Here is a 17,997-nt window from a genome sequence, read left to right on the forward strand (position 1 = left end):
GGGGGACCCCCGGGCGTCCGGCCGCACCGGACGAGGGATAGTGGTAACCGTGAGCGCAGCCGTACCCCACCCCCGCCCCCACGCCGAGCCCGCCGCCCGCGCAGGCGCGGCCAAGCGGCGCAGCGTCGCCGTCGCCCTGCTGTCCGGCGCCGCCGGCGCCGCGCTCGTCCTGCTGTCCGGCGGCCGCACCTGGACCGAGGGCCGGGCCGCCGGCATCCGCGACGCCGTCACCGAGCACGCCAGCGGCCAGGACATCAACGGCCTGCCCGGCGCCCTGGCCATCGTCGCCCTGGCCGCGCTCGTCGCCGTCTTCGCCGTCCGCGGCGCCTGGCGCACCGTCGTCGCCGCGCTGCTCGCCCTCAGCGGCGCCGGCGTCGTCGCGGGCGCCGTCACCGGCGCCTTCGACACCGCCGCCCTGGAGGAGAAGGCCGCCAGGACCAGCGGCCTCACCGGCACCGCCGTCACCGGCGTCACCCACACCGCCTGGCCCTGGGTCGCCCTCGCCGGCGGCGTCCTGCTGCTCCTCGCCGGCTTCCTCGCCCTGCGCCACGGCCGCCACTGGCCCACCATGTCCAGCCGCTACGAGCGCGACGGCACCCCCCGCCCGCGCGCCCGCCGCACGGCCCCCGACCCCGACCGCCCCGAGGAGCTGTGGAAGGCACTCGACCGCGGCGAGGACCCCACCGGGGACGCCCGGCCGTGACTCGGCCGTGACACGCCCCACCCCAGATCGAGGCGGCCCCCGCCGTCGGGGACAATGACCATGAGCGTTCTCCGCGCCCGCGGGCGCGCCACAGCAACGAGGAGTCATAGTCATGGCGGGTACCAGCCACGGACACACCCCGGCCGCCTGGACCGGTGTCACGATCGCCTTCATCGGCTTTTGCGTCGCCGGCGCGTTCATGGTGGCGGCCAAGCCCGTCGGGTTCTGGGCGGGCATCGGCGTGATCGCCCTCGGCGGCATCGTCGGCGGCATCATGCGCATGATGGGCCTGGGCATGGTCCCCAAGGGCGGCAGCACGGCGAAGTCGGAGCCGCAGGCCCAGCCCCAGGGCTGACCCCCCGCGAGCACTCACCGAAGGCGCGGCCCCGGGCCCGTACGGCCGAACGTACGGAGCTCTGAGCTGCGCCTTCGCGCTGTCCGGCGGAGACTGCCAGATGTGACGGACTGCGCCGACGGCCCCCCGGAAGGCCGCGTACGAGACCGCGCGCCCGCCCCTCGCCGGGCCGCCGCGCCCAGGCACCCGGCGCGCCGCCTGGCCGCCCCGCTCGGCGTCGCCGCCGTCCTCGCCGCCGCCACCGCCTATGTCGGCGCCGTCGACCCCAACCGGCCCGGCCACTACCCCGCCTGCCCCCTGCTGCGCCACACCGGCCTGTACTGCCCCGGCTGCGGCGGCCTGCGCGGCCTCCACGCCCTGTGCCACGGCGACCTCGCCGCCGCCCTGAGCGCGAACGTCCTCGCCGTCGCCGGCTACGCCGCCTTCGCCGGCCTATGGGTCCTGTGGCTCACCCGGGCGCTCAAGGGCGGCGGCGTGTCACCGCTGCCGCGCGCCGGCCACTGGTGGGCGCTGGGCGCGCTCGTCCTGGTCTTCACCGCCGTACGGAACCTGCCCTTCGGCTCCGCGCTCGTCCCGTAGCCGCCCCGCGGGGCCGCACGGCGGTCTGTCCCCAGGGCGTCCGGGTGGTGTCCACTGGGCATCCACGTTGTGGGACGTGCGTCAACCGGATGCGAAACCTTCGCCCTCCGGCAAGTACCATCGCAGTGCCTGGTGAGGAAGATTCGACATTTCCCGCCGCACCAGCCCAGACCATCCGAGTCCGGAAGGGGGCCGCTCGCGTGAGTGTGCTCGACGAGATCATCGACGGAGTCCGTGCCGACCTCGCGGAGCGGCAGGCGCGCGTCACCCTCGACGAGCTCAAGGAGCGGGCTGCCAAGGCCCCGCAGGCCAAGGACGGCGTCGCCGCCCTGCGCGGCGAGAACGTCAGCGTGATCTGCGAGGTCAAGCGCTCCAGCCCCTCCAAGGGCGCGCTGGCGGCGATCGCCGACCCCGCGGGCCTCGCCGCGGACTACGAGGCGGGCGGCGCGGCCGTCATCAGCGTCCTCACCGAGCAGCGGCGCTTCGGCGGCTCGCTCGCCGACCTGGAGGCCGTCCGCGCCAAGGTCGACATCCCGATCCTGCGCAAGGACTTCATCGTCACGGCCTACCAGCTCTGGGAGGCCCGCGCCTACGGCGCCGACCTGGTCCTGCTGATCGTCGCCGCGCTGGAGCAGGAAGCCCTCGTCTCCCTCATCGAGCGGGCCGAGTCCATCGGACTCACCCCCCTGGTCGAGGTGCACGACGAGGAGGAGGTCCAGCGCGCGGTGGACGCCGGCGCCCGGATCATCGGCGTCAACGCCCGCAACCTCAAGACCCTCGAGGTCGACCGCGGCACCTTCGCCCGCGTCGCCCCCGAGATCCCGGACCACATCATCAAGATCGCCGAGTCCGGCGTCCGCGGCCCCCACGACCTGATCGCCTACGCCAATGACGGCGCCGACGCGGTCCTGGTGGGCGAGTCCCTGGTGACCGGCCGCGACCCCAAGGGCGCCGTCGCCGACCTGGTCGCCGCCGGCGCGCACCCGGCGCTGCGGCACGGCAGGAGCTGACCGGGGATGACGGCGTACGCACGGCTCGCTCGCGGCTGCCGGCCGCGTGGCTGCCGTGCGCCCGCGCGGCGCGTTCTGGGACGGCGCGTGCGGTACCACATCGGCTGTGAGCCTGGGCAGATCAACGGGATGCGATGGTGCGGCAGCGCGCCGCTCTAGCCCATCGCGTTGCCGGGTGCGGCGCCCTCGCGCCTGCGGCGGGTGTTTCCCGCCCGCCCACCCGTTGCCCAGAACCTCATACCCGTTCGAGGAGTACGTACGTGTCCTCTGAATTTTTCGTGCCCGACCCTGAGGGGCTCTCGCCCAGCGCCGACGGTTACTTCGGCGCCTTCGGCGGCAAGTTCATCCCCGAGGCCCTCGTCGCCGCCGTCGACGAGGTCGCCGCGGAGTACGAGAAGGCCAAGGCGGACCCCGCCTTCGCGGCCGAGCTCAATGACCTGATGGTCAACTACACCGGGCGCCCCAGCGCGCTCACCGAGGTGCCGCGCTTCGCCGGCCACGCGGGCGGCGCCCGTGTCTTCCTCAAGCGCGAGGACCTCAACCACACCGGCTCGCACAAGATCAACAACGTGCTGGGCCAGGCGCTGCTCACCAAGCGCATGGGCAAGACCCGCGTCATCGCCGAGACCGGCGCCGGCCAGCACGGCGTCGCCACCGCCACCGCCTGCGCGCTCTTCGGCCTGGAGTGCACCATCTACATGGGCGAGGTCGACACCGAGCGCCAGGCGCTCAACGTCGCCCGGATGCGGATGCTCGGAGCCGAGGTCATCGCCGTGAAGTCCGGCAGCCGCACCCTGAAGGACGCCATCAACGAGGCGTTCCGCGACTGGGTCGCCAACGTCGACCGCACCCACTACCTCTTCGGCACCGTCGCCGGCCCGCACCCCTTCCCGGCGCTGGTCCGCGACTTCCACCGGGTGATCGGCGTCGAGGCCCGCCGCCAGATCCTGGAGCGCACCGGCCGCCTGCCGGACGCCGCCGTGGCCTGCGTCGGCGGCGGCTCCAACGCCATCGGCCTCTTCCACGCCTTCCTGCCCGACACCGGTGTCCGCCTGATCGGCTGCGAGCCCGGCGGGCACGGCCTGGCCACCGGCGAGCACGCCGCCACCCTCACCGCGGGCACCCCCGGCATCCTGCACGGCTCCCGCAGCTACGTCCTCCAGGACGAGGACGGCCAGATCACCGAGCCGTACTCCATCTCGGCCGGACTCGACTACCCCGGCATCGGCCCCGAGCACTCCTATCTGAAGGACATCGGCCGCGCCGAGTACCGGGCCGTCACCGACGACGACGCCATGCAGGCGCTGCGGCTGCTCTCGCGCACCGAGGGCATCATCCCGGCGATCGAGAGCGCGCACGCGCTCGCCGGCGCGCTGGAGATCGGCCGGGAGCTCGGCGAGGACGGACTGATCCTGGTCAACCTCTCCGGCCGGGGCGACAAGGACATGGACACCGCCGCCCGCTACTTCGGGCTGTACGACACCGAGGGGGACGCGAAGTGAGCGGCAGCATCGACCTGTTGAGCGGGGCCCTGGCCAAGGCCAAGGCCGAGAACCGCGCCGCCCTCGTCGGCTATCTCCCCGCCGGCTTCCCGACCGTCGACGGCGGCGTACGGGCCGTCACGGCGATGCTGGAGGGCGGCTGCGACATCGTCGAGATCGGACTCCCGCACAGCGACCCGGTCCTGGACGGCCCGGTCATCCAGACCGCCGACGACATCGCCCTGCGCGGCGGCGTCAAGATCGTCGACGTGATCCGTACGGTCCGCGAGGCGCACGCCGCGACGGGCGCGCCCGTGCTGTGCATGACGTACTGGAACCCCGTCGACGCCTACGGCGTCGAGCGGTTCGCCGCCGACCTCGCCGAGGCCGGGGGAGCGGGCTGCATCCTGCCCGACCTGCCGGTCGAGGAGTCCGAGGTGTGGCGCAAGGCCGCCGAACAGCACGGCCTGGCCACGGTGTTCGTGGTCGCGCCCAGCAGCCGCGACGAGCGGCTCGCCAAGATCACGGCGGCGGGCAGCGGCTTCGTCTACGCGGCCTCGCTGATGGGCGTCACCGGCACCCGCGAGTCCGTCGGCCAGGAGGCACAGGACCTGGTGCGCCGCACCCGGGCCGTGACCGACCTGCCCGTCTGCGTCGGCCTCGGCGTCTCCAACGCCGGGCAGGCCCAGGAGGTCGCGCAGTTCGCCGACGGTGTCATCGTCGGCTCGGCCTTCGTCAAGCGGCTGCTGGACGCCCCCGATCTGGAGTCGGGCCTGGCCGCCGTCCGCACTCTCGCGGGTGAACTCGCCGAGGGCGTACGCAAGCGCGCGTAACTCTTTTGAAGGAACCGGCGACCGGGGGCGCGCATGCCGCGCCCCCGGTTCGTTGTACCGGGACGTGAGCCAGAAGAACCCTGAGGGGAAGCGCACCGCCCGTGAGCGGCTGCAGGAACAGCGCCAGAAGGAAGAGTCCCGGGCCAAGCGCAAGCGGGCCCTGATCGCGGGCGCGGTCGTGGTCGCGGTCCTGGGCGTGGGCGCCGGCATCGGGGCCCTGGTGGCCAATGCGGGCAAGGACAAGAAGAAGGAGACGGCCGGCCCGCTGGTCGCCCCCCAGGGCGCCACCGGCAAGGACACCGTGACCGTCCCGGTCGGCAAGTCCGCGGCCAAGTCCACCCTGACCGTCTACGAGGACTTCCGCTGCCCCGGCTGCGGCCAGTTCGAGATCCAGTTCCGCGACACCATCCGTGACCTGGAGAAGAAGGGGCAGCTCAAGACCGAGTACCACCTGGTCACGCTGATCGACAACAACCTCCGCGGCCAGGGCTCCCTCAACGCCGCCAACGCCGCGGCCTGCGCCCAGGACGTCGGGAAGTTCGCCGATTACCACGACGTGCTCTACAAGAACCAGCCCGCCGAGACGGACGACGCCTTCGGCAGGAAGTCGCGCCTGATCGAGCTGGCCGGGCAGGTCCAGGGGCTGGACACCCCGGCCTTCCGCAAGTGCGTCGAGGACGGCACCCACAACAGCTGGGTGAAGAAGTCCCACGACGCGTTCAGCAAGTCCTCGTACCACGCGACCCCGACCATCCTCCTCGACGGCAAGGACGTCTACAACGACCAGAGCAACCCGCTGACCCCGGACAAGCTGCGGCAGATGGTCACGTCCAAGACGTCGTCGAAGTCGTCCTCCGGGACCACCGCCAAGACCACGGCCGGGACCACCGCGAAGCCCACTTCCGGGGCCAAGGGCTGAGGGCGTTACCCAGCTGTTGCACCGGGCGGGTTGCCGTTCCGTCGGCCCGGCAGGGTAGCGTCGGTGCTGCCATGGACATCGCTTACATTCCCAGCCCGTCGACCGGGGTGGTCCATCTCGGACCGGTCCCGCTGCGCGGCTATGCCTTCTGCATCATCATCGGCGTCTTCGTCGCCGTCTGGCTCGGCAACCGACGCTGGATCGCGCGCGGCGGCCGGGCGGGCACGGTCGCCGACATCGCCGTGTGGGCGGTGCCCTTCGGGCTCGTCGGCGGGCGTCTCTACCACGTGATAACCGACTACGAGCTGTACTTCGGTGAGGGCCGCGACTGGGTCAACGCCTTCAAGATCTGGGAGGGCGGGCTCGGCATCTGGGGCGCGGTCGCGCTCGGCGCGGTCGGCGCGTGGATCGGCTGCCGCCGCCGCGGCATCCCCCTCCCGGCCTGGGCGGACGCCCTCGCCCCCGGCCTCGCCGTGGCCCAGGCGATCGGCCGCTGGGGCAACTGGTTCAACCAGGAGCTGTACGGCCGGGCGACGGACCTGCCATGGGCGCTGAAGATCGACGCGGACCCGGCGATCGGACGGGTCGCCGGTACGTACCACCCGACGTTCCTGTACGAGTCGCTGTGGTGCCTGGCCATCGCGGGCCTGGTCATCTGGGCGGACCGCCGCTTCACCCTCGGCCACGGCCGGGCCTTCGCGCTGTACGTGGCGGCGTACACCGTAGGGCGCTTCTGGTTCGAATACCTCCGCGTCGACGACGCGCACCATGTGCTGGGCCTGCGGCTCAACGGCTGGACGTCGATCGTGGTCTTCATCGCGGCGGTCGTCTACATGGTGATCTCCGCGAAGCGGTGCCCTGGCCGGGAGCTGGTGGTGGAGCCGGCGGTGGAATCGGATGATGTCGCCGATTCCACCGAGCCCGCCGAAGGCGGCGAGGGCACGGGCAAGGGCCCCAAGAGGGGCCCGGCCGAGCCGAAGAAACTCTGACGCGCACGCCAAGGTCCCCACGGTCAGCCCGGCACCGCCGGTCCGGCCGTGGGGGCCTTTCGCCGTCGCGGGGGGAAAACCGGACCCCGCCGCCCCCGGCGCCAACTCCCCGCCGCGGCGGCGCCCCCCCCCCGCGACGAAGCCCGGCGGTGCCCAACCGACCCCGGCCCGAACGGAATTTCCCCCAGCCCACAGCAAAGCCGCAGGTCACAGAGGTAAGTTCGGCCTTCCTTGCTAGCGCGGCAAGCGCAATCGTGCGTACCTTCGACTCGTGGGGGCGAGGCGGCAGAGCCTGTTCCCCGTGGGAGAGGGAGTACCCGGAGAGATGTCTGTCCTGGAAGCCGTCGCGGCACCGCACATCGCGCATCGCGACAACCACACGCACCGCGATGTGAACGGTGGTTGGCTGCGCCCCGCCGTCTTCGGTGCCATGGACGGGCTGGTCTCCAACGTCGCCCTGATGACGGGCGTCGCCGGGGGTTCCACCTCCTCCCAGACGATCGTGATCGCCGGGATGGCCGGGCTCGCGGCGGGCGCGTTCTCCATGGCCGCCGGTGAGTACACCTCCGTCGCCTCGCAGCGCGAGCTCGTCCTCGCCGAGCTGGAGATCGAGCGGCGCGAGCTGCGCAAGCACCCCGCCGACGAGCAGGCCGAGCTCGCCGCGCTGTACGAGTCCCGCGGCGTCGAGCCGCTGCTGGCGCGCGAGGTCGCCCGGCAGCTGTCCAGCGACCCCGAGCAGGCGCTGGAGATCCACGCGCGCGAAGAGCTCGGTATCGACCCCTCCGACCTTCCGTCCCCGACGGTCGCCGCCGTGTCCTCCTTCGGCTCGTTCGCGCTGGGCGCCCTGCTGCCCGTACTGCCGTATCTGCTGGGCGCCACCCAGCTGTGGCCGGCCGTGCTGCTGGCCCTGCTCGGGCTCTTCGCCTGCGGCGCCGTCGTGGCCCGGGTGACGGCGCGCAGCTGGTGGTACAGCGGACTGCGCCAGCTGCTGCTGGGCGGCGCGGCCGCGGGTGTGACTTACGTCCTCGGTCTTGCCTTCGGCACCGCCCTGGGGTGATGCTTTATGCGGGCATCCGCATAACGTACGCGTTACCTCGCGGTTTCAAGCCCTCGACGACCGGGCACAATCCGGAAGCGCAGCGGGCAACGCCGCCCGCTCTGCGCTATGCCCGGCAGAGCCGGGCCTGGTGATCCCGGGCTTCCGGAGTTCGCCACCTCGTCAGCAGCGTCCACATGCTGGAACGAAGTATCCGCTTTTTGAGAAGCGGTCCATCATGTAACCTGCACCAAATTTCTTCGCAGAGGGCCAACGTCGTCCCTCGGCACATGCACATGCCATGACTGCCAGACGACGACGGGAGAGCCGATGCGCCCCATGTTTGCCGCATCCCACCCCGCCCAGCAGGGGATGTACGACCCGCGCAATGAGCACGACGCCTGTGGCGTGGGCTTTGTCGCGACCCTCACCGGCGAGGCGAGCCACGCGCTCGTGGAGCAGGCACTCACCGTCCTGCGCAACCTCGAACACCGCGGTGCCACCGGCTCCGAGCCCGACTCGGGCGACGGCGCGGGCATCCTCCTGCAGGTCCCCGACGCCTTCCTCCGCGAGAGCGTCACCTTCCCGCTCCCCGAGGCCGGCGCGTACGCCGTCGGGATCGCCTTCCTCCCCGCCGAGGACGCCGCCGCGGACGCGGCCGTCTCGCGGATCGAGACGATCGCCGCCGAGGAGGGCCTCACCGTCCTCGGCTGGCGCGAGGTCCCCGTCGCACCGGACCTGCTCGGCAACGGCGCCCGCGCCACGATGCCCGCCTTCCGCCAGCTGTTCGTGTCCCACCCCACGGACACCGGCCTCGCCCTGGACCGCAGGGCCTTCGTCCTGCGCAAGCGCGCCGAGCGCGACGCGGGCGTCTACTTCCCCTCGCTGTCCGCGCGGACCATCGTCTACAAGGGCATGCTCACCACCGGCCAGCTGGAGCCGTTCTTCCCGGACCTCTCCGACCGCCGCTGCGCCACCGCGATCGCACTGGTCCACTCCCGCTTCTCCACCAACACCTTCCCCAGCTGGCCGCTGGCCCACCCGTACCGGTTCGTCGCCCACAACGGTGAGATCAACACCGTCAAGGGCAACCGCAACTGGATGCGGGCCCGCGAGTCCCAGCTGGCCTCCGGCCTGTTCGGCTCCGCCGAGAGCCTGGAGCGGACGTTCCCCGTCTGCACCCCCGACGCCTCCGACTCCGCCTCCTTCGACGAGGTCCTGGAGCTCCTCCACCTCGGCGGGCGGTCGCTGCCGCACAGCGTGCTGATGATGATCCCCGAGGCCTGGGAGAACCACGCCTCCATGGACCCGGCCCGCCGCGCCTTCTACCAGTACCACTCCACCCTCATGGAGCCCTGGGACGGACCGGCCTGCGTCACCTTCACCGACGGCACCCTCGTCGGCGCCGTCCTCGACCGCAACGGCCTGCGCCCGGGCCGCTACTGGGTCACCGACGACGGCCTCGTCGTCCTCTCCTCCGAGGTCGGCGTCCTCGACATCGACCCCGCCAAGGTCGTCCGCAAGGGCCGCCTCCAGCCCGGCCGGATGTTCCTTGTCGACACCGCCGAGCGCCGCATCATCGAGGACGACGAGATCAAGGCCGGACTGGCCGCCGAGAAGCCCTACGGCGACTGGCTGGAAGCCGGCCTGATCGACCTCGCCGACCTCCCCGAGCGCGAGCACATCGTGCACACCCATGCCTCGGTCACCCGCCGCCAGCAGACCTTCGGCTACACCGAGGAAGAGCTCCGCGTCATCCTCGCGCCCATGGCCAAGGCCGGCGCCGAGCCCATCGGCTCGATGGGCACCGACTCGCCGATCGCGGCCCTCTCCGAGCGGCCCCGGCTCCTCTTCGACTACTTCACCCAGCTGTTCGCGCAGGTCACCAACCCGCCGCTGGACGCCATCCGCGAGGAGCTCGTCACCTCGCTGGTCTCCTCCCTCGGCCCTCAGCGCAACCTCCTGGACCCCACCGCGGCCTCCTGCCGCAGCGTGACCCTGCCCTTCCCGGTCATCGACAACGACGAGCTCGCCAAGCTCATCCACATCAACGCCGACGGCGACCTGCCGGGCCTGAAGGCCGCCACCCTCTCCGGCCTCTACCGCGTCGGCGGCGGCGCCGAGGCGCTCGCCGCCCGGCTGGCGGCCATCCGCACCGAGGTGGACGCGGCCATCGAGGACGGCGCCCGCCTGATCGTCCTCTCCGACCGGCACTCCGACGCCGAGCACGCCCCGATCCCCTCGCTGCTGCTCACCTCGGCCGTCCACCACCACCTCATCCGCACCAAGCAGCGCACCCAGGTGGGCCTGCTGGTCGAGGCCGGTGACGTCCGCGAGGTCCACCACGTCGCCCTGCTCATCGGCTACGGCGCCGCCGCCGTCAACCCGTACCTGGCCATGGAGTCCGTGGAGGACCTCGTCCGCGCCGGCACGTTCCTGACGGACATCGAGCCCGAGGACGCCATCCGCAACCTCATCAAGGCGCTCGGCAAGGGCGTCCTGAAGGTCATGTCCAAGATGGGCATCTCCACCGTCGCCTCCTACCGCGGCGCCCAGGTCTTCGAGGCCGTCGGCCTCGACGAGACCTTCGTCGACACCTACTTCCACGGCACCGCCAGCAAGATAGGCGGCGCCGGCCTGGACGTCATCGCCCAGGAGGTCGCCGCCCGGCACGCCAAGGCCTACCCGGCCACCGGCATCGCCGCCACCCACCGCCGGCTGGAGATCGGCGGCGAGTACCAGTGGCGCCGCGAGGGCGAGCCGCACCTCTTCGACCCCGACACCGTCTTCCGGCTCCAGCACTCCACCCGCACCCGCCGCTACGACATCTTCAAGCAGTACACCCAGCGCGTGAACGAGCAGTCCGAGCGGCTGATGACGCTGCGCGGCCTGTTCGGCCTCACCAGCGACCGGCAGCCCGTGCCGCTGGACGAGGTCGAGCCGGTCGGCGAGATCGTCAAGCGCTTCTCCACCGGCGCCATGTCGTACGGATCGATCTCCCGCGAGGCCCACGAGACCCTCGCCATCGCCATGAACCAGCTGGGCGGCAAGTCCAACACCGGTGAGGGCGGCGAGGACCCCGAGCGCCTCTACGACCCCGCCCGCCGCTCCAGCATCAAGCAGGTCGCCTCCGGCCGCTTCGGCGTCACCAGCGAATACCTGGTCAACTCCGACGACATCCAGATCAAGATGGCGCAGGGCGCCAAGCCCGGCGAGGGCGGCCAGCTGCCCGGCCACAAGGTCTACCCCTGGGTCGCGAAGACCCGGCACTCGACGCCCGGCGTCGGCCTGATCTCGCCGCCCCCGCACCACGACATCTACTCCATCGAGGACCTCGCCCAGCTGATCCACGACCTCAAGAACGCCAACCCCGCGGCCCGCATCCATGTGAAGCTGGTCTCCGAGGTCGGCGTCGGCACGGTCGCGGCGGGCGTCTCCAAGGCCCACGCCGACGTCGTCCTGATCTCCGGACACGACGGCGGCACCGGCGCCTCGCCGCTGACCAGCCTCAAGCACGCGGGCGGCCCCTGGGAGCTCGGCCTCGCCGAGACCCAGCAGACCCTGCTCCTCAACGGCCTGCGCGACCGCATCGTCGTGCAGACCGACGGCCAGCTCAAGACCGGCCGCGACGTGGTCATCGCCGCCCTCCTCGGCGCCGAGGAGTTCGGCTTCGCGACCGCGCCGCTCGTCGTCTCCGGCTGCGTCATGATGCGCGTCTGCCACCTCGACACCTGCCCGGTCGGCATCGCCACCCAGAACCCGGTGCTGCGCGAGCGCTTCTCCGGCAAGGCCGAATTCATCGTCAACTTCTTCGAGTTCATCGCCGAGGAGGTCCGCGAGCTCCTCGCCGAGCTGGGCTTCCGCACCCTCGAAGAGGCCGTCGGCCACGCCGAGGTCCTCGACACCAGCCAGGCCGTCACCCACTGGAAGGCCCAGGGCCTGGACCTGGCACCGCTGCTGCACGTGCCGGAGCTGCCCGCGGGCGCCGTCCGCCACCACGTCACCGAGCAGGACCACGGCCTGGCCAAGGCGCTCGACAACGAGCTCATCGAGCTCGCCGCCGACGCCCTCGCCGTGGCCTCCGCCGAGGACGCCCGGCCCGTACGCGCCCAGATCCCCATCCGCAACATCAACCGCACCGTCGGCACCATGCTCGGCCACGAGGTGACCAAGAAGTTCGGTGGCGCCGGCCTGCCCGACGACACCATCGACATCACCTTCACCGGCTCCGCCGGCCAGTCCTTCGGCGCCTTCCTCCCGCGCGGCATCACCCTGCGCCTGGAGGGCGACGCCAACGACTACGTCGGCAAGGGCCTCTCCGGCGGCCGCGTCGTCGTCCGCCCCGACCGCGGCGCCGACCACCTCGCGGAGTACTCCGTCATCGCCGGCAACACCCTCGCCTACGGCGCCACCAGCGGCGAGCTGTACCTCCGCGGCCGCGTCGGCGAACGGTTCTGCGTCCGCAACTCCGGTGCCACCGTCGTCTCCGAGGGCGTGGGCGACCACGGCTGCGAGTACATGACCGGCGGCCGCGCCGTCGTCCTCGGCGAGACCGGGCGCAACTTCGCGGCCGGCATGTCCGGCGGCGTCGCCTACGTCATCGACCTCGACCCCGACAACGTCAACAAGGAGCTGGCCGGCGCCGTCGACACCCTCGACGCCGACGACCGGCGGTGGCTGCACGACGTGGTGCGCCGCCACCACGAGGAGACCGCCTCCACCGTCGCGGCCAGGCTCCTCGCCGACTGGGACAGCGCGGCCGACCGCTTCAGCAAGGTCGTCCCCGCCACGTACAAGGCAGTGCTCGCCGCCAAGGACGCCGCCGAGCGAGCGGGGCTCTCGGAGACCGAGACCCACGAGAAGATGATGGAGGCGGCGAGCAATGGCTGACCCCAAGGGCTTCCTGACCACCGGCCGCGAGGTCGCCGAGACCCGCCCCGTCGGCGAGCGCGTCAAGGACTGGAACGAGGTCCACGTCCCCGGCTCCCTGCTGCCGATCATCAGCAAGCAGGCCGGCCGCTGCATGGACTGCGGCATCCCGTTCTGCCACAACGGCTGTCCGCTCGGGAACCTCATCCCCGAGTGGAACGACTACGCGTACCGCGAGGACTGGCGGGCCGCCAGCGAGCGCCTCCACGCGACCAACAACTTCCCCGAGTTCACCGGTCGTCTGTGCCCCGCGCCCTGCGAGTCCGCGTGCGTGCTGGGCATCAACCAGCCCGCCGTCACCATCAAGAACGTCGAGGTCACCATCGTCGACAAGGCGTGGGACAGCGGCGACGTCACCCCCCAGCCGCCCGAGCGGCTCTCCGGCAAGACCGTCGCCGTCATCGGCTCCGGCCCCGCCGGCCTCGCCGCCGCCCAGCAGCTGACCCGGGCCGGCCACACCGTCGCCGTCTACGAGCGCGCCGACCGCATCGGTGGCCTGCTGCGCTACGGCATCCCCGAGTTCAAGATGGAGAAGCGCCACATCAACCGCCGCATCGAGCAGATGCGCGCGGAGGGCACCAAGTTCCGTACGGAGGTGGAGATCGGCCGGGACATCGACGCCGCCAAGCTGCGCAAGCGCTACGACGCCGTCGTGATCGCCGCCGGTGCCACGACCTCGCGTGACCTGCCGGTGCCCGGTCGTGAGCTCAAGGGCGTCCACTTCGCCATGGAGTACCTGCCCGTCGCCAACAAGGTGCAGGAGGGCGACCTGACGGTCTCGCCGATCAGCGCCGAGGGCAAGCACGTCGTCGTCATCGGCGGCGGCGACACCGGCGCCGACTGCGTCGGCACCGCCCACCGCCAGGGCGCGGCCTCCGTCACCCAGCTGGAGATCATGCCCAGGCCGGGGGAGGAGCGGAACGCGAACCAGCCCTGGCCCACGTTCCCCATGCTCTACAAGGTCACCTCCGCGCACGAGGAGGGCGGCGAGCGGGTCTACTCCGTCTCCACCACCCACTTCGAGGGCGACGAGGACGGCAACGTCCAGTGGCTGCACCTGGTCGAGGTCGAGTTCGTCGACGGCAAGCTCACCCAGAAGCCCGGCACCGAGCGCCGCATCCCGGCCCAGCTGGTGACCCTCGCCATGGGCTTCACCGGTACGGACGTCAAGAACGGCCTGGTCGAGCAGTTCGGCCTGGAGCTGGACGCGCGCGGCAACATCGCCCGCGACGCGGACTACCTGACCAATGTGCCGGGTGTGTTCGTGGCCGGTGACGCGGGGCGCGGGCAGTCGCTGATCGTGTGGGCGATCGCCGAGGGGCGGTCCGCGGCGCGCGGCGTCGACCGCTTCCTCACGGGGGCCAGCGCGCTGCCGGCTCCGGTGCGGCCGACTGATCGGGCGCTGACGGTCTGAGCGGCCCTTAGAGCACGCGGCGCCCGCCTTTTCCCCGACCGGGGGCGGGCGCCGCGGTATTTCCCGGGGGCGGGAAAACAAGCCCGTCTGGGGGCACCTCCCAGCGTTAGCTGGGGGAGATTGAGGACAACGGGGGCCCGGGGGCTCAGCCCCCGGTCGCGGGGAGGGGCGGGTAGGGAAAACCCCTCACCCACCCAACCCCCGCGCCACCAGATCCCGGAACTCCACCTTCGCGTCCTCCGTGTACACCCCGACCCTCCCCCCGACGTACGGCCGCTCGTGGTCCTGGTACGACACCAACCCCCGCCCGTCCACGCTCACTTCCATCCGCGCGTCACGCTGGGCGATCCGCACATCCGACCACTCGCCCACCGGGAACTTCCCGGAACCCGTGGCCAGGAACCGCTGCCCACCCCCGTACGCGGGATCCCGCTTCCCCAGTTCCCACCCGTTCGGCTTCAGGGTGATGTAGTAGAAGTGCTCGGGATCGGTGTACGCCCACACCAGCCACGGCACCTCCCAGGGATTCGGCGCCGGCGTGCGCAGCTGCGCGACCGTCCGCATGCGCGCCCGGAAGCCCACCGCCCCGTACTCCTCCGTGGAGACGATCAGCCCGGCGTGGGTCTCCTCCGGCACACGGGCCGGCATGGGGGAGAGCTCCAGGCCGTCGTGGCGGCCGATGTTCTGGCCGTGACCGTCGAACACCGACCGCCACGGACCGTGCACCGAGCCCTCGGCCCACGGCCGTTCCGGCTCGCCGTCGCCGCCCCACAAGGCGCTCACCACCAGCGCGGCACCCGCCACCACCACGGCGGCGAGCACCGCGAGGCCGACCAGCCGGCGCACTCTCGTCATGCCGTCGAGTATGACCCCGGACCCTCGCCATGGGAGCCGACCAGCGGCACGACGGCTCCCTCGGGCCCCGCGTCCGCGCCGAAGTCCTCGGCGAGTTGCGCGACGATACGGTCGGTGGCGTGGCCGTCCCCGAAGGGATTGCCGGCCGTCGCCATCCGCTCGTACACGACGGGGTCATCCAAAAGGGTGATGGCCGCCTCCAGGATGGACTCCGGTTCCGTACCCACCAGCCGGGCCGCGCCCGCCTCCACCGCCTCCGGGCGTTCGGTGGTCGTCCGCAGGACCAGCGCCGGCTTGCCCAGCGTCGGGGCCTCCTCCTGGATGCCGCCCGAGTCGGTCAGCACCAGATCACAGTCGGCGAGCGTGGCGGAGAAGTCGACGTAGCCCAGCGGCTCCACCACCCGGATGTTCGGGTGATCGGTCAGCTCCGGCAGCAACGCCTCCCGGACGGCGGGGCTCTTGTGCAGCGGCAGCACCATCTCGACGTCGCCGCGGTCGGCCAGCCGCCGCAGAGCCCTGCCCATGCCCCGCATCGTGGCGCCCTGGTTCTCCCGGCGGTGCAGCGTGACCAGCACCCGCCGCAGATCGCTCTCGAAGAGGCTGCGCCCGGTGCCCTCGGCCAGCACCCACAGCAGGTTGTCGATGACGGTGTTGCCGGTGGTGAACACCTCGGCGTCCGGCACCCCTTCGGCCGTCAGATGCCCGGCGGCCCGGGGCGTGGGCGCGAAGTGCCAGCGGGCCATCCGGCCTATCAGGCGCCGGTTGACCTCCTCCGGGAAGGGATTGTCGAGCACCCCGGTGCGCAGGCCGGCCTCGACGTGGGCGATGGGGACGTGCTCGTAGAACGAGGCCAGCGCGCCGGTCAGCGCGGTCGTGGTGTCGCCCTGGACGATGACGAGGTCGGGGCGCTCCGCCCGGACGACCTCGCCGAGGCCGTCGATCAGCCGGGCGGTGAGCGTGGACAGCTGCTGGCGGTCGCGCATCACGTCGAGCCCGGTGTGCACCCGCACCCGCAGCAGGTCCAGCATCTGGTGGAGCATCTCGCGGTGCTGGCCGGTGGTGACCACGAGGGGCTCGAAGAGCGGGGACAGCGCCATGGCACGGGCCACGGGCGCCAGTTTGATCGCCTCCGGACGGGTGCCCAGCACGAGCATGGCGCGAACAGGCGCGGTGATGATGTTCGGGGACATGGATCTCCCTAGAAAGGGCGAGCGGTGGGCGCAGATGCGGTGGTTCTCAGGTGCGCGCGGTCTTCAGCCAGGTCCGTTTGCCGGTGACCATCCGCCACAGGCCCCACCACCCGGCGGCGAACCAGATGTAGCCGTAGAAGACGAAGACGTGCGAGAGGAGGACGGCGCGCGGCAGTCCGAGCCCCCGTTCCCGCCGGGAGTAGACGAAGGCGTACGCGTAGGCGGCGGTGAAGGACAGCACATACGGCCCGAGGATCCACATCGGGGAGATCAGCGGGCGCCCCACCTGCACGGACCCGACGACCGTGCCGCCCAGGGCGACCAGGAAGGACAGCGGCATCAGCGAGGTGAGCAGGATCAGCACCGGGCTGGAGAGGTGGTACAGCAGGTCCACGGCGGCCCGGGTGGGGACCTCGCGCAGGATCAGCGGCACCAGCCCCGCCGACTGGAGGTGGCCCTGGAACCAGCGCGAACGCTGGCGCACCAGGCGCCGTACGTCGAGCACGGCCTGCTGGGAGACCGCGGCGGTGGTGCAGTGCTGGTTGACCCAGCCCTTCGCGATCAGGCGGACCCCGAGGTCGAGGTCCTCGGTCAGCGAGTCGCTCCAGGGCCCCTGCCCGTCCTCGCCCATCAGCGAGTCCAGGGCGGCGAGCCGCATGAACTGGCCGTTGCCGCCCATCCCGACGCTGCCGATGTAGCGCCGGGCGCTCTGGAAGATGTCGCCGTAGATGACGAACTCCATGTCCTGGAGCCGGGCCAGCAGGCCCTTGTCGCGGTTGTACATCCGCACACCGATCTGGGTCCCGCCGGTGCGCGGGTCGTCGAAATAGGGGTCGACGGCCTGGACGACGTGCGGGTCGAGCCGCCCGTCGGCGTCCACGACGCAGACGATGACATCGCGCGGGTCGTGCGTGTCGAGCAGCCCGGACGAACGCAGGTGCGCGATACCGGCGTTGAGCGCCGCGCCCTTGCCCCGGCGGGCGTCGGGCAGCCGCCGCTGGAGCAGTTGGACCCGGCCGGGCGTGGCGCGGGCGGCGGCGCGGGCGATGTCGGCGGTGCCGTCGTCGGAGGCGTCGTCGATGACCAGGGCCATGAAATTGCCGGCGGGCAATCCGGTGATGCGGGCCAGGCTCTCGGCGAGGACCTTCTCCTCGTTCAGGCACGCGAGCAGGAAGACGTACAGGCGTTGCCGGCGCGGGTCGCGGGCGTGCCGGATCCGGCGCCGGGACAGCGTGAAGAGGGTGGTGTTGTAGCCGCCGGCCATCACGATGATGGCGATGGCGGACCAGAGCAGGAGTTCGGTGATCAAGACTGATCACCGGTGCTGCGCATATGAAGCCACAACTTGATCGAAAGCAGTGCTATCGCGGTCGCGACATAGAGCAGAAAGCCCGCGCCCGCCGCTTCCTGCAATCCCCTGGCAAAAGGAATGCCCGGTAGCACTTCTGGAGCAGCCGTCAGCCCTGCCATGGGCAGCACTGTCCCCAGAGCCGGTTTTCCGTACATGGGTTCCCCCCGATTTTCACCTCATGTGAGGCGTGCGCAGGAAAGGTATCAGTTGCAACGGGTACTACTGTCGGACTTGATTGGAGTTGTTTGATCGGAATCTCAAATTCGGTAAACCTACCGTTTGTTATGCCTGGTCAGCGGCGTATGTGGCGCGTGTGATCAATGGTCCGCACCAATAGGACTGTAGGGAACTGA

Annotated in this window: 16 protein-coding genes; 12 read left to right on the forward strand and 4 right to left on the reverse strand. The window is 71.6% G+C overall.

Annotated elements, in window-relative coordinates; genetic code table 11:
• The first annotated feature begins 49 nt into the window (after positions 1-49).
• The 12 genes from ACZ303_RS00920 to ACZ303_RS00975 all read left to right on the forward strand — a co-directional run bounded on the left by ACZ303_RS00920 (position 50) and on the right by ACZ303_RS00975 (position 14,248).
• On the forward strand, positions 50-703 hold the full coding sequence (locus ACZ303_RS00920) for a TIGR02234 family membrane protein (RefSeq protein ID WP_467333669.1): 654 nt from the start codon (positions 50-52) through the stop codon (positions 701-703).
• Positions 704-815: 112 nt separating this feature from the next.
• A complete protein-coding gene (locus ACZ303_RS00925; RefSeq protein ID WP_467333671.1) occupies positions 816-1,058 on the forward strand; it encodes an HGxxPAAW family protein in 243 nt (80 codons plus the stop codon).
• Positions 1,059-1,160: 102 nt separating this feature from the next.
• On the forward strand, positions 1,161-1,637 hold the full coding sequence (locus ACZ303_RS00930; RefSeq protein WP_467333673.1) for a DUF2752 domain-containing protein: 477 nt from the start codon (positions 1,161-1,163) through the stop codon (positions 1,635-1,637).
• A gap of 200 nt (positions 1,638-1,837) precedes the next feature.
• On the forward strand, positions 1,838-2,647 hold the full coding sequence (trpC, locus tag ACZ303_RS00935; RefSeq protein WP_467333675.1) for an indole-3-glycerol phosphate synthase TrpC: 810 nt from the start codon (positions 1,838-1,840) through the stop codon (positions 2,645-2,647).
• Positions 2,648-2,653: 6 nt separating this feature from the next.
• The gene (gene trpM, locus ACZ303_RS00940; RefSeq protein WP_467333677.1) at positions 2,654-2,806 is read left to right on the forward strand and encodes a tryptophan biosynthesis modulator TrpM; all 153 of its coding nucleotides are present in this window, start codon (positions 2,654-2,656) and stop codon (positions 2,804-2,806) included.
• 101 nt (positions 2,807-2,907) lie between these two features.
• On the forward strand, positions 2,908-4,149 hold the full coding sequence (gene trpB / locus ACZ303_RS00945; RefSeq protein WP_467333679.1) for a tryptophan synthase subunit beta: 1,242 nt from the start codon (positions 2,908-2,910) through the stop codon (positions 4,147-4,149).
• Positions 4,146-4,961, forward strand: a complete 816-nt coding sequence (gene trpA, locus ACZ303_RS00950) for a tryptophan synthase subunit alpha (protein WP_467333681.1) — start codon at positions 4,146-4,148, stop codon at positions 4,959-4,961. Before trpB ends, trpA begins: the two co-directional genes overlap by 4 nt.
• Before the next feature lie 64 nt (positions 4,962-5,025).
• Entirely contained in the window at positions 5,026-5,880 is an 855-nt protein-coding gene (locus tag ACZ303_RS00955; RefSeq protein WP_467333683.1) for a DsbA family protein, read from the forward strand.
• Between the two features lie 71 nt (positions 5,881-5,951).
• Positions 5,952-6,869 carry a prolipoprotein diacylglyceryl transferase gene (gene lgt, locus ACZ303_RS00960; RefSeq protein ID WP_467333686.1) on the forward strand — a complete coding sequence of 306 codons (918 nt, stop codon included), beginning with the start codon at positions 5,952-5,954 and terminating at the stop codon, positions 6,867-6,869.
• Between the two features lie 325 nt (positions 6,870-7,194).
• Positions 7,195-7,926, forward strand: coding sequence for a VIT1/CCC1 transporter family protein (locus ACZ303_RS00965; protein WP_467333688.1), 732 nt, complete (start codon positions 7,195-7,197; stop codon positions 7,924-7,926).
• A 318-nt stretch (positions 7,927-8,244) separates the two neighbouring features.
• Positions 8,245-12,795 carry a glutamate synthase large subunit gene (gltB, locus tag ACZ303_RS00970; protein ID WP_467333690.1) on the forward strand — a complete coding sequence of 1,517 codons (4,551 nt, stop codon included), beginning with the start codon at positions 8,245-8,247 and terminating at the stop codon, positions 12,793-12,795.
• On the forward strand, positions 12,788-14,248 hold the full coding sequence (locus ACZ303_RS00975) for a glutamate synthase subunit beta (RefSeq protein WP_467333692.1): 1,461 nt from the start codon (positions 12,788-12,790) through the stop codon (positions 14,246-14,248). Before gltB ends, ACZ303_RS00975 begins: the two co-directional genes overlap by 8 nt.
• Before the next feature lie 186 nt (positions 14,249-14,434).
• Here ACZ303_RS00975 and ACZ303_RS00980 read toward each other — a convergent pair whose 3' ends face one another.
• The 4 genes from ACZ303_RS00980 to ACZ303_RS00995 are packed head-to-tail and all read right to left on the reverse strand — an operon-like array spanning position 14,435 to position 17,763.
• Positions 14,435-15,103 (reverse strand): 3-keto-alpha-glucoside-1,2-lyase-like domain-containing protein, encoded by a 669-nt coding sequence (locus ACZ303_RS00980; protein WP_467333694.1) that lies wholly within the window; start codon positions 15,101-15,103, stop codon positions 14,435-14,437.
• Positions 15,100-16,293, reverse strand: a complete 1,194-nt coding sequence (gene wecB / locus ACZ303_RS00985; RefSeq protein ID WP_467333696.1) for a non-hydrolyzing UDP-N-acetylglucosamine 2-epimerase — start codon at positions 16,291-16,293, stop codon at positions 15,100-15,102. Before wecB ends, ACZ303_RS00980 begins: the two co-directional genes overlap by 4 nt.
• A 46-nt stretch (positions 16,294-16,339) precedes the next feature.
• A complete protein-coding gene (locus ACZ303_RS00990; RefSeq protein WP_467333698.1) occupies positions 16,340-17,602 on the reverse strand; it encodes a glycosyltransferase in 1,263 nt (420 codons plus the stop codon).
• Positions 17,599-17,763 carry a hypothetical protein gene (locus ACZ303_RS00995; protein ID WP_467333699.1) on the reverse strand — a complete coding sequence of 55 codons (165 nt, stop codon included), beginning with the start codon at positions 17,761-17,763 and terminating at the stop codon, positions 17,599-17,601. The genes ACZ303_RS00990 and ACZ303_RS00995 overlap by 4 nt, the downstream gene beginning before the upstream one ends.
• Positions 17,764-17,997 lie beyond the last annotated feature (234 nt).

The organism is Streptomyces sp. NPDC023527, assembly GCF_055560115.1.

Excerpts from the sequence above, each read along its gene's own strand:
- ACZ303_RS00925 (WP_467333671.1), top strand. The coding sequence starts at position 816 with ATGGCGGGTACCAGCCACGGACACACCCCGGCCGCCTGGACCGGTGTC.
- trpM (WP_467333677.1), top strand. The coding sequence starts at position 2,654 with ATGACGGCGTACGCACGGCTCGCTCGCGGCTGCCGGCCGCGTGGCTGC.
- lgt (WP_467333686.1), top strand. The coding sequence starts at position 5,952 with ATGGACATCGCTTACATTCCCAGCCCGTCGACCGGGGTGGTCCATCTC.
- ACZ303_RS00965 (WP_467333688.1), top strand. The coding sequence starts at position 7,195 with ATGTCTGTCCTGGAAGCCGTCGCGGCACCGCACATCGCGCATCGCGAC.
- gltB (WP_467333690.1), top strand. The coding sequence starts at position 8,245 with ATGTTTGCCGCATCCCACCCCGCCCAGCAGGGGATGTACGACCCGCGC.
- ACZ303_RS00975 (WP_467333692.1), top strand. The coding sequence starts at position 12,788 with ATGGCTGACCCCAAGGGCTTCCTGACCACCGGCCGCGAGGTCGCCGAG.
- ACZ303_RS00980 (WP_467333694.1), bottom strand. The coding sequence starts at position 15,103 with ATGACGAGAGTGCGCCGGCTGGTCGGCCTCGCGGTGCTCGCCGCCGTG.
- wecB (WP_467333696.1), bottom strand. The coding sequence starts at position 16,293 with ATGTCCCCGAACATCATCACCGCGCCTGTTCGCGCCATGCTCGTGCTG.
- ACZ303_RS00995 (WP_467333699.1), bottom strand. The coding sequence starts at position 17,763 with ATGGCAGGGCTGACGGCTGCTCCAGAAGTGCTACCGGGCATTCCTTTT.